General features: G+C 45.4%; 15 protein-coding genes. All 15 read left to right on the top strand.

Annotated elements, in window-relative coordinates; genetic code table 11:
* The first annotated feature begins 27 nt into the window (after window positions 1–27).
* The 15 genes from sucD (at window position 28) to fliI (ending at window position 15,584) form a co-directional block, all read left to right on the top strand.
* Complete coding sequence (sucD, locus tag Y79_RS0101655) at window positions 28–930, top strand: succinate--CoA ligase subunit alpha (RefSeq protein ID WP_016936133.1); 903 nt, start codon at window positions 28–30, stop codon at window positions 928–930.
* Window positions 931–997: 67 nt separating this feature from the next.
* Complete coding sequence (gene dprA / locus Y79_RS0101650) at window positions 998–1,897, top strand: DNA-processing protein DprA (RefSeq protein ID WP_016936132.1); 900 nt, start codon at window positions 998–1,000, stop codon at window positions 1,895–1,897.
* 181 nt (window positions 1,898–2,078) lie between these two features.
* Entirely contained in the window at window positions 2,079–4,154 is a 2,076-nt protein-coding gene (gene topA, locus Y79_RS0101645) for a type I DNA topoisomerase (protein ID WP_016936131.1), read from the top strand.
* Window positions 4,155–4,218: 64 nt separating this feature from the next.
* The gene (gene trmFO, locus Y79_RS0101640; RefSeq protein WP_016936130.1) at window positions 4,219–5,526 is read left to right on the top strand and encodes an FADH(2)-oxidizing methylenetetrahydrofolate--tRNA-(uracil(54)-C(5))-methyltransferase TrmFO; all 1,308 of its coding nucleotides are present in this window, start codon (window positions 4,219–4,221) and stop codon (window positions 5,524–5,526) included.
* A gap of 69 nt (window positions 5,527–5,595) precedes the next feature.
* Window positions 5,596–6,513, top strand: coding sequence for a tyrosine recombinase XerC (gene xerC, locus Y79_RS0101635; RefSeq protein WP_016936129.1), 918 nt, complete (start codon window positions 5,596–5,598; stop codon window positions 6,511–6,513).
* Between the two features lie 15 nt (window positions 6,514–6,528).
* On the top strand, window positions 6,529–7,074 hold the full coding sequence (hslV, locus tag Y79_RS0101630; protein ID WP_016936128.1) for an ATP-dependent protease subunit HslV: 546 nt from the start codon (window positions 6,529–6,531) through the stop codon (window positions 7,072–7,074).
* 16 nt (window positions 7,075–7,090) lie between these two features.
* A complete protein-coding gene (gene hslU, locus Y79_RS0101625; RefSeq protein WP_016936127.1) occupies window positions 7,091–8,494 on the top strand; it encodes an HslU--HslV peptidase ATPase subunit in 1,404 nt (467 codons plus the stop codon).
* 37 nt (window positions 8,495–8,531) lie between these two features.
* Window positions 8,532–9,311, top strand: coding sequence for a GTP-sensing pleiotropic transcriptional regulator CodY (gene codY / locus Y79_RS0101620; RefSeq protein WP_013352252.1), 780 nt, complete (start codon window positions 8,532–8,534; stop codon window positions 9,309–9,311).
* Window positions 9,312–9,665: 354 nt separating this feature from the next.
* On the top strand, window positions 9,666–10,055 hold the full coding sequence (gene flgB, locus Y79_RS0101615; protein WP_016936126.1) for a flagellar basal body rod protein FlgB: 390 nt from the start codon (window positions 9,666–9,668) through the stop codon (window positions 10,053–10,055).
* A complete protein-coding gene (flgC, locus tag Y79_RS0101610) occupies window positions 10,055–10,507 on the top strand; it encodes a flagellar basal body rod protein FlgC (protein ID WP_016936125.1) in 453 nt (150 codons plus the stop codon). Before flgB ends, flgC begins: the two co-directional genes overlap by 1 nt.
* Before the next feature lie 10 nt (window positions 10,508–10,517).
* On the top strand, window positions 10,518–10,838 hold the full coding sequence (gene fliE / locus Y79_RS0101605; RefSeq protein WP_016936124.1) for a flagellar hook-basal body complex protein FliE: 321 nt from the start codon (window positions 10,518–10,520) through the stop codon (window positions 10,836–10,838).
* A gap of 42 nt (window positions 10,839–10,880) precedes the next feature.
* Window positions 10,881–12,497 carry a flagellar basal-body MS-ring/collar protein FliF gene (gene fliF, locus Y79_RS0101600; protein ID WP_029575205.1) on the top strand — a complete coding sequence of 539 codons (1,617 nt, stop codon included), beginning with the start codon at window positions 10,881–10,883 and terminating at the stop codon, window positions 12,495–12,497.
* A gap of 12 nt (window positions 12,498–12,509) precedes the next feature.
* Entirely contained in the window at window positions 12,510–13,526 is a 1,017-nt protein-coding gene (gene fliG / locus Y79_RS0101595; RefSeq protein WP_003154256.1) for a flagellar motor switch protein FliG, read from the top strand.
* The gene (gene fliH / locus Y79_RS0101590; protein WP_016936122.1) at window positions 13,519–14,271 is read left to right on the top strand and encodes a flagellar assembly protein FliH; all 753 of its coding nucleotides are present in this window, start codon (window positions 13,519–13,521) and stop codon (window positions 14,269–14,271) included. Before fliG ends, fliH begins: the two co-directional genes overlap by 8 nt.
* Window positions 14,268–15,584, top strand: a complete 1,317-nt coding sequence (gene fliI, locus Y79_RS0101585) for a flagellar protein export ATPase FliI (protein ID WP_016936121.1) — start codon at window positions 14,268–14,270, stop codon at window positions 15,582–15,584. The genes fliH and fliI overlap by 4 nt, the downstream gene beginning before the upstream one ends.
* Window positions 15,585–15,587 lie beyond the last annotated feature (3 nt).

The raw sequence follows: 15,587 nt of genomic DNA, 5'->3' as shown, positions 1-15,587 counted from the left end.
AAAGAATGAAAGGCAGGGGACCAGATAATGAGTGTTTTTATCAATAAAGATACGAGAGTTATTGTACAGGGGATTACAGGTTCTACCGCTTTATTTCATACAAAGCAGATGCTGGAATACGGCACGAATATCGTTGGCGGTGTAACACCTGGTAAAGGCGGAACGGAGGCGGAAGGCGTACCGGTATTCAATACGGTCGCAGAAGCGGTTCGTACAACAGGCGCTGATGCGTCAGTCATTTACGTGCCGGCTCCATTTGCGGCGGACGCAATTATGGAAGCGGTTGACGCGGAAATTGATCTTGTCATTTGTATCACTGAGCACATCCCGGTTTTGGACATGGTGAAAGTGAAGCGCTTTATGGAAGGCAAGAAAACGAGATTAATAGGGCCGAACTGCCCGGGTGTTATTACGCCTGAAGAATGCAAAATCGGCATTATGCCGGGATACATTCATAAGAAGGGGCATGTAGGCGTTGTATCCCGTTCGGGAACATTGACATACGAGGCCGTCCATCAGCTTTCAGAAGCCGGCGTAGGCCAATCTACTGCTGTAGGAATCGGCGGTGACCCGGTCAACGGCACGAACTTTATTGACGTGTTAAAAGCGTTCAATGAAGATCCTGAAACACATGCCGTCATCATGATCGGAGAAATCGGCGGCACAGCTGAAGAGGAAGCGGCTGAGTGGGTGAAAGCAAACATGACGAAGCCTGTTGTCGGCTTTATCGGCGGTAAAACCGCTCCTCCGGGAAAACGCATGGGCCATGCGGGCGCCATCATCTCCGGAGGAAAAGGCACGGCAGAAGAAAAAGTCAAAACAATGAACGCCTGCGGGATTGAAGTGGCGGAAACCCCTTCTGTAATGGGCGAAACGCTGATTAAGGTGTTAAAAGAAAAAGGCTTATTTGAAACGTGCAAAACTCACTGAACGAAGCAGGGGCAGCCGTAACGGCTGTTCCTGTTTTTACTGTGAAAAAAAGAGGAGGTTGCCAGATTTGGATCAAGCATCGCGCTGTTTAATGGTCTGCAGTATCAATCAAATTATTTCCCCGTCTCTTCTATTAAAATGGTGGAAAGCTGATCACTCCCTGTCTTTTTTACGGGATCCGCATCCATTAACCGTTTTGTCAGAAGGGAAAACAGCTCCGAAAGCCATTTTTCGAGAAATAGAGCGCAAGGATTCGGAACTCGATGAAGTTCTGTCCGAATACCGCCGCGAAGGCATTACTGTCATTCCGATTTCATCAAGCCGTTATCCTTCATGGCTTAAAACGATTTATGATCCGCCGGCCGTCTTGTTTGTAAAAGGGAATACGCAGCTTCTTGAAAAAGGCCGAAAAATTGGGATTGTGGGCACGCGGAAACCGACGGAAGACGGAATAAAAGCGGTTGGGCATCTTACCGCCGAACTCTCAAAAAAAGGCTGGGTCATCGTAAGCGGGCTTGCATCCGGCATAGACGGATTGTCTCATAAGGCGAGCATCAGGGCAAAAGGGCTTACGATCGGCGTGATAGCCGGCGGATTCCATCACATTTATCCCCGGGAAAATCTCCTGTTAGCAGAATACATGGCTGAACACCACCTCCTACTCTCAGAACATCCTCCTGAAACAAAGCCGAAAAAGTGGCACTTTCCGATGAGAAACCGTATAATCAGCGGATTAAGTGAAGGAATTGTAGTCGTGCAGGGAAAAGAAAAAAGCGGTTCATTAATCACAGCTTATCAGGCCCTCGATCAAGGGAGAGAGGTATTTGCCGTTCCCGGTTCCATATTTAATCCATATTCCGGAGGACCTATAAAACTCATTCAAGAAGGGGCAAAAGCTGTATTGTGCGCAGAGGATATTGACGGAGAGCTGACCGCCCGAGGCGTTCAGTATACGGAACCCTTTTGAAATATCGTTTGACAAACGGTATTGTAATATTTAATAATAGTGAGGATTTAAAGTTGCACATTATTTTCATGTATAAAATGACGTTCATCATAAAGAATGAAATGTTGAAAGCCATAAAAAGGCAGCTCTAAAATGAATTGATACTTGAAAAGAGAGAGAACACCTCTTGAGGGGGATGAAAATGTCTGATTATCTAGTCATCGTGGAATCGCCGGCAAAGGCGAAAACGATTGAACGTTATTTAGGAAAGAAATATAAAGTCAAAGCTTCAATGGGACATGTCCGGGATCTTCCAAAAAGTCAAATGGGAGTTGACATCGAACAGAACTTTGAACCGAAATATATTACGATCCGCGGAAAAGGCCCTGTTTTAAAAGAATTAAAAATAGCGGCAAAGAAAGCAAAAAAAGTCTATCTCGCGGCCGACCCCGACAGAGAAGGGGAAGCGATTGCATGGCATCTCGCGCACAGTCTTGATCTGGATCTCAACTCTGACTGCCGGGTCGTCTTTAATGAAATAACAAAAGACGCCATTAAAGAATCATTTAAACATCCGCGCATGATTAACATGGATCTTGTGGATGCGCAGCAGGCGCGCCGCATACTAGACAGACTCGTCGGATACAAAATCAGCCCGATTCTTTGGAAAAAAGTAAAAAAAGGCCTCAGTGCGGGCCGCGTGCAATCTGTTGCGCTCCGGATCATCATTGACCGGGAAAAGGAAATCAACGACTTTAAACCTGAAGAGTACTGGACGATTACCGGCTCATTTCTAAAAGGAAAAGAGACGTTTGAAGCCGGCTTTTTCGGAAAAAACGGCAAAAAGCTTCCTTTAAAAAGCGAAGAAGACGTAAAAGCCGTTCTTGCTGAGCTGAAAGGCAACAAGTATACAGTAGACAAGGTTACGAAAAAAGAGCGGAAACGAAACCCCGCTCTGCCGTTTACAACGTCCACCCTGCAGCAGGAGGCTGCAAGAAAGCTGAATTTCAGAGCGAAGAAAACGATGATGATCGCTCAGCAATTATATGAAGGAATTGATCTCGGTAAAGAAGGTACAGTCGGACTCATCACGTATATGAGAACGGACTCAACGAGGATTTCCAACACAGCCGTTGAAGAGGCGTCAGCTTTTATTGATCAGGCGTACGGAAAAGAGTACTTAGCGGGAAAACGGAAACCGGCAAAGAAAAATGAAAACGCTCAAGATGCTCACGAAGCGATCCGCCCGACTTCAGTACTCAGAAAACCTGCCGATTTAAAAGCGGTGCTTGGCAGAGACCAGCTCAGATTATACAAGCTGATTTGGGAGCGCTTTGTTGCAAGTCAGATGGCGCCAGCCGTTCTGGATACGATGAGTGTCGATCTCAGCAATAACGGATTGACATTCCGGGCAAACGGAAGTAAAGTCAAATTCGCCGGCTTCATGAAAGTCTATGTAGAGGGTAAAGACGATCAGCTGGAAGAAAAAGACCGTATGCTTCCGGACCTCAAAGAGGGAGACACGGTTTTGTCGAAAGATATTGAGCCCGAGCAGCACTTTACTCAGCCGCCGCCGCGTTACACAGAGGCGCGCTTGGTTAAAACGCTTGAAGAACTCGGTATCGGCCGTCCTTCCACATATGCGCCGACTCTTGACACGATCCAGCGGCGCGGTTACGTGGCATTAGACAATAAACGGTTTGTGCCGACTGAGCTCGGACAGATTGTACTGGATCTCATCATGGAGTTTTTCCCGGAAATCATTAACGTTGAATTCACGGCAAAAATGGAAAGAGACCTTGACCATGTTGAAGACGGTCAGACAGAATGGGTTCAAATCATTGACAGCTTCTATTCCGATTTCGAAAAGCGTGTGAAAAAAGCGGAAGCCGAAATGAAAGAAGTGGAAATTGAACCTGAATACGCCGACGAAGATTGTGAGTTATGCGGCTCTCGGATGGTTTATAAAATGGGCCGGTACGGCAAATTCATGGCGTGCTCCAACTTCCCTGACTGCCGGAATACAAAACCGATTGTTAAACAAATCGGCGTGAAATGTCCTAAGTGTCATGAAGGAAACATTGTCGAACGAAAATCAAAAAAGAAACGCGTCTTTTACGGCTGTGACCGTTATCCTGACTGTGACTTCGTATCTTGGGATAAACCGATTGAACGAAAATGCCCGAAATGTGAAAATATGCTCGTAGAGAAAAAGCTTAAAAAAGGCATACAAGTCCAATGTGTCGAATGCGATTATAAGGAAGAACCACAGAAGTAGCGGTGAGCAGAGCCTTGCTCACCTTCTTTGTGTGGAAGTAACAAACAACAGGAGATGAAAAGAAATGAACCAGCAAACAGTTAATGTAATCGGAGCAGGCCTTGCCGGAAGTGAAGCAGCATGGCAGCTTGCAAAACGAGGAATTCAAGTAAAACTATATGAAATGCGGCCCGTAAAGCAGACGGCAGCCCATCACACTGATAAATTTGCCGAACTGGTATGCAGCAACTCCCTCCGTTCAAATACGCTTGCCAATGCGGTAGGTGTATTAAAGGAAGAAATGCGGGCGCTTGACTCAGCAATCATTCAATCTGCTGATAAATGTTCGGTTCCGGCAGGGGGAGCGCTTGCCGTTGACCGTCATGAATTTGCGCAAAGCGTGACGGATCTCGTGAAAAACCATCCGAACGTAACGGTACTTACTGAGGAAGTAACAGAGATTCCGGAAGGCCCGACAGTTATTGCGACCGGACCGCTTACGTCAGAATCGCTTTCACAGCAGCTGAAAGAACTCACCGGAGAAGAGTACCTGTATTTTTATGACGCGGCGGCGCCGATTGTTGAAAAAGACAGCCTTGATATGGATAAAGTCTACTTAAAATCCCGTTATGACAAGGGAGAAGCGGCATACTTAAACTGCCCGATGACAGAAGAAGAGTTTGACCGTTTCTATGAAGCGCTGACGACGGCTGAGACGGTTCCGTTAAAAGAATTCGAGAAAGAAATTTTCTTTGAAGGCTGCATGCCGATTGAAGTCATGGCGAAAAGAGGCAAGAAAACGATGCTGTTCGGACCGATGAAACCGGTCGGGCTGGAAGATCCTAAAACAGGCAAGCGGCCTTATGCAGTCGTGCAGCTCAGACAGGATGACGCGGCAGGAACGCTATATAATATTGTAGGTTTTCAGACACATTTAAAATGGGGAGACCAAAAAGAAGTGCTTAAACTGATCCCCGGACTTGAAAATGTTGACATCGTCAGATACGGCGTCATGCACAGAAACACATTTATCAACTCGCCTAGCCTCTTGAATCCGACATATCAATTTAAACAGCGGAACGACCTGTTCTTCGCAGGCCAAATGACCGGCGTAGAAGGTTATGTTGAATCTGCTGCTTCAGGCCTTGTGGCGGGAATCAATGCGGCCAAACTTGTGCTCGGTCAGGACCTTGTGACATTCCCTCAGGAGACGGCGATCGGAAGCATGGCTCATTACATTACGACGACGAACCAGAAGAACTTCCAGCCGATGAACGCAAACTTTGGGCTGTTAAAAGAACTGCCCGTTAAAATTAAAAACAAAAAAGAACGAAATGAAGAATACGCTAAACGCGCAATTGAAACTATTCAAACTATTTCGAAAACGATATAGCTTTTCATTGCAACTTCAATGCATTATATGATACCATTTAAAAGCCCTTCGGAGAGGAAGGTCATAATAATGGCGGAGAATGTTAACTTTTTTTTAAAGTTATTCGTTGAATATTTACAAATTGAAAAAAATTATTCACAATATACTATTGTGAATTATGTTAATTCGATTGAAGAATTTGGGATGTTTCTGCATGCTCAAAATATAAATGGATTGAAAGAAGCTGCATATCATGATGTGAGAATATTTTTGACAGAAGCTTATGAAAAAGGCCTGTCAAGAAAAACAATCAGCAAGAAGATTTCAGCTTTGAGAAGCTTCTATAAATTTTTGATGAGGGAAAAGCTTGTTGAAGAGAATCCGTTTCAGCTTGTTCATCTGCCGAAACAAGAAAAACGGATTCCGAAGTTTCTTTATGAAAAAGAACTTGAGGAACTATTCGCTGTTTCAGACAGAAGCAAGCCGTCAGGGATGCGCGATCAGGCCTTGCTTGAGCTTCTATATGCGACCGGAATGAGGGTCAGTGAGTGCTGTACGCTCACTGTCGGCGATCTTGACTTATCTATGGATACGGTGCTCGTTCACGGGAAAGGCAGGAAGCAGCGCTACATCCCGTTCGGCTCATATGCCCGTGATGCGCTGGAGCTGTATATCAATAGCGGAAGGCAGTGCCTGCTTGAAAAAGCAAAAGAGCCTCATGATTTGCTGTTTGTCAATCAAAGAGGCGGTCCGCTTACCGCCAGAGGCATCCGGTATATTTTAAGCGGGCTTGTAAAAAAGGCATCCGGCACTTTACATATACACCCGCATATGCTTCGGCATACGTTTGCGACTCATCTGCTGAATGAAGGGGCTGACTTAAGAAGCGTCCAGGAGCTTTTGGGCCATTCTAATCTGTCTTCCACGCAGATATACACGCATGTATCGAAGGAAATGCTGAGAAACACATATATGTCCCACCATCCGAGAGCTTTTAAAGAAAATTAAAAGGAGGCCCTTCTCATGTCATCTTTTCATGCGACAACGATTTTTGCCGTCCAGCATAAAGGAAAAAGCGCTATGTCAGGAGACGGCCAGGTCACATTCGGTCAGGCTGTAGTCATGAAACATACTGCGAGAAAAGTGAGAAAGCTGTTTAACGGAAAGGTTCTGGCCGGCTTCGCGGGATCTGTTGCAGACGCTTTCACACTTTTTGAAATGTTTGAGGCGAAGCTTGAAGAATACAATGGCAATTTAAAACGTGCGTCGGTTGAGCTTGCGAAAGAATGGCGCAGCGATAAAGTGCTGCGCAAGCTGGAAGCGATGCTGATTGTCATGAACCAGGATACCTTGCTTCTCGTATCGGGAACAGGTGAAGTGATTGAGCCGGATGACGGCGTTTTGGCAATCGGCTCCGGAGGAAACTACGCCCTGTCAGCAGGAAGAGCGCTGAAAACTTATGCCGGAGAAAACCTGTCCGCCAAAGAAATTGCAAAAGCCGCTTTGAAAATCGCAGGCGAGATTTGTGTGTACACAAACGATCAGATCATTTTGGAAGAACTTGAATAGAAAGGACTTGAGGCGCATGGAAAACAAACCGTTAACACCGAGACAAATCGTAGATCGGTTGGATCAATACATTGTAGGACAGCAGGATGCGAAAAAAGCTGTCGCCGTGGCATTAAGAAACCGCTATCGCAGAAGTCTTCTTGATGAAAAACTGAGAGATGAGATCGTTCCCAAAAACATCCTGATGATGGGTCCGACAGGGGTGGGGAAAACAGAAATCGCCAGACGGATCGCCAAGCTTACCGGTGCGCCATTTATAAAAATTGAAGCGACAAAATTTACAGAAGTCGGCTATGTAGGCAGAGATGTCGAATCAATGGTCAGAGACCTTGTTGAGACATCCGTGCGGCTCATTAAAGAAGAAAAAATCAGCGAAGTGAAAGAACAGGCTGAAGAAAATGCAAACAAACGCATTGTGCGGCTTCTCGTTCCGGGAAAGAAAAAACAAGCGGGTGTGAAAAATCCATTTGAAATGCTTTTCGGAGGAAGCCAGCCGTCAAGCGATGATGAAAGCGATCAGCAGGAAGAAGCGAGCCTTGAAGAGAAAAGAAAGCGCATGGCGCATCAGCTCGCATTGGGAGAGCTCGAAGACCATTACGTCTCCGTAGAGGTGGAAGAGCAGCAGCCGTCGATGTTTGACATGCTGCAAGGCTCCGGCATGGAGCAGATGGGCATGAATATGCAGGATGCGCTGAGCAATCTGATGCCTAAAAAGAAGAAACGCCGCAAAATGACGGTCAGAGAGGCAAGAAAGGTTCTGACCAATGAAGAGGCAAGCAAATTAATCGATATGGATGAAGTCAGCCAGGAAGCCGTGTTAAGAGCTGAAGAGGGCGGCATCATCTTTATTGACGAAATAGATAAAATCGCAAAAAACGGAGGGGCTTCTTCCTCGGCCGATGTCTCGAGAGAGGGCGTCCAAAGGGATATCCTTCCGATTGTCGAAGGCTCGACCGTCGTCACGAAATACGGCTCCGTCAAAACCGACCACGTGCTGTTTATAGCCGCCGGGGCATTCCATATGGCCAAACCGTCTGATCTGATTCCGGAGCTGCAGGGGCGCTTTCCGATACGTGTAGAACTGAGCAAGCTGACGGTGGATGATTTTGTGAAAATTCTCGTCGAACCTGATAATGCGCTGTTAAAACAATATCAGGCTTTATTGCAGACAGAAGGTATATCTCTTGAATTTTCTGACGAAGCTATTCGTAAGATCGCCGAAGTGGCTTATCATGTGAATCAGGATACGGACAACATCGGAGCAAGAAGGCTTCACACGATATTGGAACGTCTCTTGGAGGACCTGTCGTTTGAAGCGCCGGACGTGACGATGGAAAAAGTCGCCATCACGCCGCAATACGTTGAAGAAAAGCTCGGATCGATTGCAAATAACAAAGATCTAAGTCAATTTATATTGTGAAAATTTAATAACAGGAATTCTAGGAGGATTATTTAACATGGCTTTACTACAAAAAACACGAATTATTAACAGCATGCTGCAGGCTGCGGCAGGCAAACCCGTAAACTTTAAAGAAATGGCAGAAACGCTTCGCGACGTCATCGATTCTAATATTTTCGTCGTCAGCCGCAGAGGAAAGCTTTTGGGCTACTCTATTAATCAGCAGATCGAAAATGACCGCATGAAAAAAATGCTTGAAGACCGCCAATTCCCGGAAGAGTACACGAAAAACCTTTTCAACGTTCCGGAGACATCTTCAAACCTTGATATCAACAGCGAATATACGGCTTTTCCTGTTGAAAACAGAGACCTGTTCCAAGCGGGCTTAACGACGATTGTGCCGATTATCGGCGGAGGAGAGCGCCTGGGCACATTGATTCTGTCCCGTCTGCAGGACCAATTTGAAGATGATGATCTCATTCTTGCTGAATACGGAGCAACTGTTGTAGGAATGGAGATTTTAAGAGAAAAAGCAGAAGAGATCGAAGAAGAAGCGCGAAGCAAAGCAGTTGTTCAAATGGCGATCAGTTCTTTGTCTTACAGTGAACTTGAAGCAATTGAGCATATCTTTGAAGAGCTTGACGGAAACGAAGGCTTGCTTGTGGCAAGTAAGATTGCCGACCGTGTAGGCATTACCCGTTCAGTCATCGTTAACGCGCTGAGAAAGCTCGAAAGCGCCGGCGTTATTGAATCCAGATCACTTGGAATGAAGGGGACTTACATTAAAGTTCTGAACAATAAATTCCTTATTGAATTGGAAAACCTAAAATCTCATTAATCCAAAAGCAGGATCCCTAAAAGTGGGGATCCTGCTTTTTTTTATGGACAATAGGTGAAAAGTTGGAGTTTAAAGTTGATTATTGGAATCTGATCTGAGATAATCCATCTTGCTGTGTGAGAAAAAGGGGAAGATACAGAAATTCAGCTATTTTCAGTCTTATATTAACCAAAAGCTTGTAGTCCAAATACTCTAGGACTTAATACCTATGTGCAAAATAGATACAAATGAGCACTTTTTTTTAGCCTAACTTCATAGACTTTAAGCCTGTTATTTCTTACAATAAGCATATGGTTTTACAATTCTCGACAAGGATTTTTAGGAGAAAAATATCTGAAATGGAGGTAAGTGGATTTGGACTTATTTTCTGGAACTATACAAAATCTTGAGAATGCCTTGGGGAGAGCGGACATTAAGCAAAAAGTCTTAACTAATAATATCGCCAATATAGATACACCGAACTATAAGGCAAAAAAAGTCTCTTTCCGAAATTTGTTAGATCAGGAAACATCCAATCTTGAGGCTGTAAAAACCGACTATCGACACGTTGACTTTACGGATTCGGGGGACGATTATTCCATCGTGTCCAGCGGTGACACATCGTACCAGCAAAACGGAAACAATGTCGATATCGACAAAGAAATGACAGATTTAGCCGAAAACCAAATTAATTATCAGGCTTTGGTTGAAAGAATGAGCGGCAAATTCAATTCCCTGAAAACAGTCTTGACAGGAGGAAAATAATGAGTGGCTTTCAAAGCTTAAATATTTCTGGGTCTGCTTTAACTGCACAGCGTGTCCGGATGGACGTCGTATCGTCCAACCTGGCCAATATGGACACAACGAGAGCGAAGCAGGTCAATGGCGAGTGGGTGCCTTACAGAAGAAAGCTGGTTTCTCTCCAATCCGGAGGCGAATCATTTTCGTCCCTTTTAAATTCCAAGATGAACGGAATCGGAAACGCCGGAAATGGCGTAAAGGTATCTTCGATTACGGAAGACCCATCCGCTTTTAATCTTGTTTACGATCCGGAAAATCCCGATGCGAATAAAGACGGATATGTACAAAAACCTAATGTAGATCCATTAAAGGAAATGGTGGATCTTGTCAGCAGCACGAGATCATATGAAGCAAACGTGACGGCATTGAACGCCTCCAAAGGCATGCTTTTAAAGGCTTTAGAAATCGGAAAGTAAGGTGATGTAAGTGGTTAACGCTATTACTCCTTTTCAGCTTCAACAAACCCAAAACACTCAAAACGTAACGAATCAATTAAATCAAGCTCAAAAAACTGATTCTTCAAATCAAACAAGCTTTTCGGAGCTTTTAAAAAACTCGATTGATTCGTTAAATGAGTCGCAAGTGCAATCTGACCAAATAACGAACAAACTGGCTGCAGGAAAGGATGTAAACCTTGACGAGGTCATGATCGCTGCTCAAAAAGCAAATATTTCTCTGACGGCCGCTACCGAATTCCGCAATAAAGCTGTGGAAGCCTATCAGGAAATCATGAGAATGCAGATGTAGTGGTCAGATGAAAGAGAATGACTGGAATGACCGGGGGTTAACATGAATCGTACTCTAACGCAAATGAAAACCAAAACGGCAGCGTTTTGGAATAACAGATCAAAAACACAGAAGATACTCATGGTAAGCGGCTTGGCCGCATTTATTATTTTACTCATCGTCGTTATTATTTTTACTTCGTCTGAAAAGATGGTGCCTCTTTATAAAGATTTGTCCGCGGAAGAAGCGGGGAAGATTAAAGAAGAGCTCGATACGAAAAAGGTGTCTTCTGAACTTGCTGACGGCGGCACGGTCATTAAGGTTCCTGAGAGCCAAGTGGATTCGCTTAAAGTGCAGCTTGCCGCGGAAGGCCTGCCGAAAACGGGTTCAATTGATTATTCATTTTTCGGACAGAATGCGGGCTTCGGCCTGACAGATAATGAGTTTGACGTTTTAAAGGTTGAGGCGACTCAGACTGAATTGTCAAACCTGATAAATGAAATGGACGGTATTAAAAGCTCGAAGGTCATGATCAATATGCCGAAAGAAGCCGTGTTTGTCGGTGAAGGTCAGCCGGAAGCATCCGCATCGATCGTTTTGCAGATTAAACCGGGCTACTCGCTTGATCAAAGCCAGATCAACGGGCTGTACCATCTCGTTTCTAAAAGCGTCCCGAACTTAAAAGAAGATAATATCGTCATAATGGATCAAAATTCTACATATTATGACAAAAGCGACAGCGGCGCAGGGTCCGTTTCTGACAGTTATGCTTCTCAGCAAGGGATTAAGTCGCAGGTCGAAAAGGATATTCAAAAACATGTCCAATCACTGCTCGGCACAATGATGGGGCAGGATAAAGTCGTGGTTTCGGTTACGGCAGATATTGACTTCACGAAAGAAAAACGCACTGAAGACATAGTCGAGCCTGTCGATAAAGATAACATGGAAGGCATAGCGGTAAGCGCCGAAAAAGTTGCGGAAACGTATAAAGGCGACGGCGCGGCCAACGGCGGAACAGCCGGAACGGGCAGCAATGACACCGCGAACACTAAATATGCAGGAGCAAATGACGGTTCAAACAGCGGAGACTACGAAAAAAGCAGCAATAAAATCAACTATGAAGTCAACCGCATTCATAAAGAAATCGCAGAAAGCCCGTATAAAGTGCGTGATTTAGGCATTCAGGTCATGGTGGAACCGCCGAATCCGAAAAATGCCGCCTCATTATCAGCGCAGAGACAGGCTGATATACAGAAGATTTTAGGAACGGTTGTCAGAACGTCCCTTGATAAAAATGAAACGCAAAATCAAAACCTGACGGCCAATGATATTAACAATAAAATCGTTGTCTCCGTACAGCCGTTTGACGGAAAAACAAGCCTGAACACAAATTCGGCACAATCTTCAGGTCTCCCGATCTGGGTATACATTACAGGCGGGGTGCTGCTTGCAGCCATTATTCTGCTTATTATTCTCCTCATCAGAAAGAAACGCTCTCAAGAGGATGAGTATGAAGAATACGAATATGAAACGGCGCCGGAGCCGGTTCGATTGCCTGATATCAACGAAGAGAAAAATGAAACGGAAGAAACAGTCAGACGAAAACAGCTTGAAAAAATGGCTAAAGAAAAACCGGAAGACTTTGCAAAATTGCTTCGAAGCTGGCTGGACGAGGATTAGGGGGAATGGAAAATGGCGAAACGTGATCAGAACAAGCTTACAGGAAAACAAAAAGCAGCCATCCTCATGATTTCCTTAGGTCTTGATGTATCAGCCTCTGTGTACAAGCATTTGTCTGAAGAAGAAATTGAAAGATTGACTCTCGAGATTTCGGGAGTCAGAAGCGTCGATCATCAGAGAAAAGATGAAATCATTGAAGAATTTCATAATATCGCAATCGCTCAGGATTATATTTCTCAAGGCGGTTTAAATTACGCCCGCCAAGTGCTTGAAAAAGCGCTCGGAGAAGACAAAGCGGTAAGCATTTTAAACAGGCTGACCTCTTCATTGCAGGTAAAGCCGTTTGACTTCGCAAGAAAAGCGGAGCCCGAACAGATTTTGAATTTCATTCAGCAAGAACATCCGCAAACGATGGCGCTGATTTTATCCTACCTTGACCCGGTGCAGGCCGGACAGATTTTGTCTGAGCTGAACCCGGACGTTCAGGCTGAGGTGGCGAGAAGGATTGCGGTTATGGACAGGACGTCTCCTGAAATCATAAATGAAGTGGAGCGGGTTCTTGAACAAAAGCTGTCCTCCTCCTTTACGCAGGATTATACGCAGACAGGCGGCATAGAAGCGGTTGTTGAAGTGTTAAATGGTGTAGACAGAGGAACGGAAAAAACGATCCTTGATTCATTAGAAATACAAGATCCTGAATTGGCGGATGAAATCAAAAAACGGATGTTTGTCTTTGAAGATATTGTCACCCTTGATAACCGTGCGATTCAGCGCGTGATCAGGGATGTTGAAAATGACGACCTCCTGCTGTCATTGAAGGTTGCGAGCGAGGAAGTCAAAGAGATCGTCTTCAGCAATATGTCACAGCGTATGGTTGAAACGTTTAAAGAAGAAATGGAAATTATGGGGCCTGTGCGTTTGCGTGATGTGGAAGAGGCGCAATCAAGAATCGTGGGCGTCGTCCGCAAGCTTGAAGAAGCCGGTGAAATTGTAATCGCGCGAGGCGGAGGAGACGATATTATTGTCTAATATCATTAAACAGCAATCATCATTTTCTCCTGAACAGAAACGGCGCAAGCTTTCCTTGCAAGAAGTCAGGAAAACGCATCCCCAGCTCGACCTGGAGGAAGAAAATCCTGAAGCTCTCATGGCTTTTGCCAAAGCAGAAGCCGACAGGGTATCTGAAGAAGCGAAAAAACAGCTGGATTACACCCTCCGGCAGATTGAGGAAGAGAAAAGCCGCTGGGCGGATGAAAAACAAAGACTGATGGAAGATGCAAAGGCAGAAGGATATAACGAAGGCATGGCATTGGGAAAAGCCGAGGCTCAGGCCGAATACGCAGACCTCATCAGCCGGGCCAATGCCGTTATGGAAATGGCCAGACAGTCAGTCGAGGAAAAGCTGGAAAGCGCTGAGGAAGAAATCATTGAGCTTTCCGTTGCACTCGCTAAAAAAGTTTGGCGGCAAAAAAGTGATGATAAAGAAGCTTTTCTTCTGTTAGTCAAACAGGTAATAGCCGAAGTGAAAGATTATGATGACATTTCCATTTATGTGGACCCGGAATATTATGAGACGGTTCATCAGCATATGGATGAAATTCAGCAGCTGTTATACAAAGAATGCAGGTTAAGCTTGTATGCCGATGAAAAAGCTGCAAAGGGAATGTGCTCCATAGAAACACCGTTCGGACGGGTTGATGCAGGAATAGACACCCAGCTGATGCAATTAAAGCAAAAGCTTTTAACGGCGCTTGAGGCGGGAGCGGAGCAATGAAGACACAGTATTTAATAGACTCGATTGAAACAGCGGATCCGTACAAACGCTACGGTAAGGTTAAACGTGTCATCGGGCTGATGATTGAATCAAAAGGGCCCGAAAGCTCGATCGGAGATGTTTGTCTCATTTATCCGAAAGGTCATTCAAAAAAAGCGATTAAAGCTGAGGTTGTAGGCTTCCAGGATGAAAACATACTGTTAATGCCTTATCTGGAAGCGGCAAGCATTGCGCCGGGCAGCATTGTGGAGGCTACCGGCGAGTCTCTCCGTATCAAAGTAGGCGCAGGTTTAATCGGACAGGTTGTTGATGCGTTCGGTGAGCCTCTTGACGGCAGGGCGCTTCCGAAAGGATTGTCTCCCGTTTCGACGGAACAGCCGCCGCCAAACCCGATGAAACGGCCGCCGATACGGGAAAAGATGGGTGTCGGTGTCAGGTCGATTGACAGTCTGCTGACAGTAGGAAAAGGGCAGAGAATCGGAATTTTTGCCGGAAGCGGAGTCGGAAAAAGCACTTTGATGGGAATGATCGCAAAGCAGACCGAAGCCGATCTAAACATCATCGCACTCGTCGGTGAACGGGGGCGCGAGGTGCGGGAATTCATTGAGAAGGATTTAGGCGAAGAAGGCTTGAAACGCTCGATTGTCGTAGTCGCGACTTCTGATCAGCCTGCATTAATGCGTTTGAAAGCGGCATATACAGCGACCGCCATTGCGGAATATTTCCGTGATAAAGGCCGGAATGTCATGTTCATGATGGACTCCGTCACGAGGGTTGCGATGGCTCAGCGTGAAATCGGGCTGGCAGCGGGGGAACCGCCGACGACAAAAGGATATACACCTTCCGTGTTCGCTATTCTGCCTCGTTTACTGGAAAGAACGGGTGCGAATGAACAAGGGACGATAACCGCTTTTTATACGGTTCTCGTTGACGGAGACGACATGAATGAACCGATTGCCGATACGGTGCGCGGAATATTAGACGGGCATATCGTTCTCGATCGGGCGCTTGCCAACAAAGGGCAGTTCCCGGCGGTGAATATCCTGAAGAGCATCAGCAGGGTTATGTCTAATATTTCAGACGCCGCGCATATAGAGGCGGCCAACAAATTCCGCGATCTTCTGTCAACTTATCAAAACTCTGAAGACCTCATTAATATCGGAGCTTACAAAAGAGGGTCATCGAGAGAAATTGATGAAGCGATTCAGTTTTATCCGCAGCTCATTCAATTTTTAAAACAAGGAACGGAAGAACCTGCTCAATTGGAAGACAGTATTGCGGTATTGACGAGTATGACAGGAAAAGAGGAATAAACA

The organism is Bacillus siamensis KCTC 13613, from assembly GCF_000262045.1.
GTDB lineage: Bacteria > Bacillota > Bacilli > Bacillales > Bacillaceae > Bacillus > Bacillus siamensis.
This window is presented reverse-complemented; position numbering and strand designations above follow the sequence as displayed.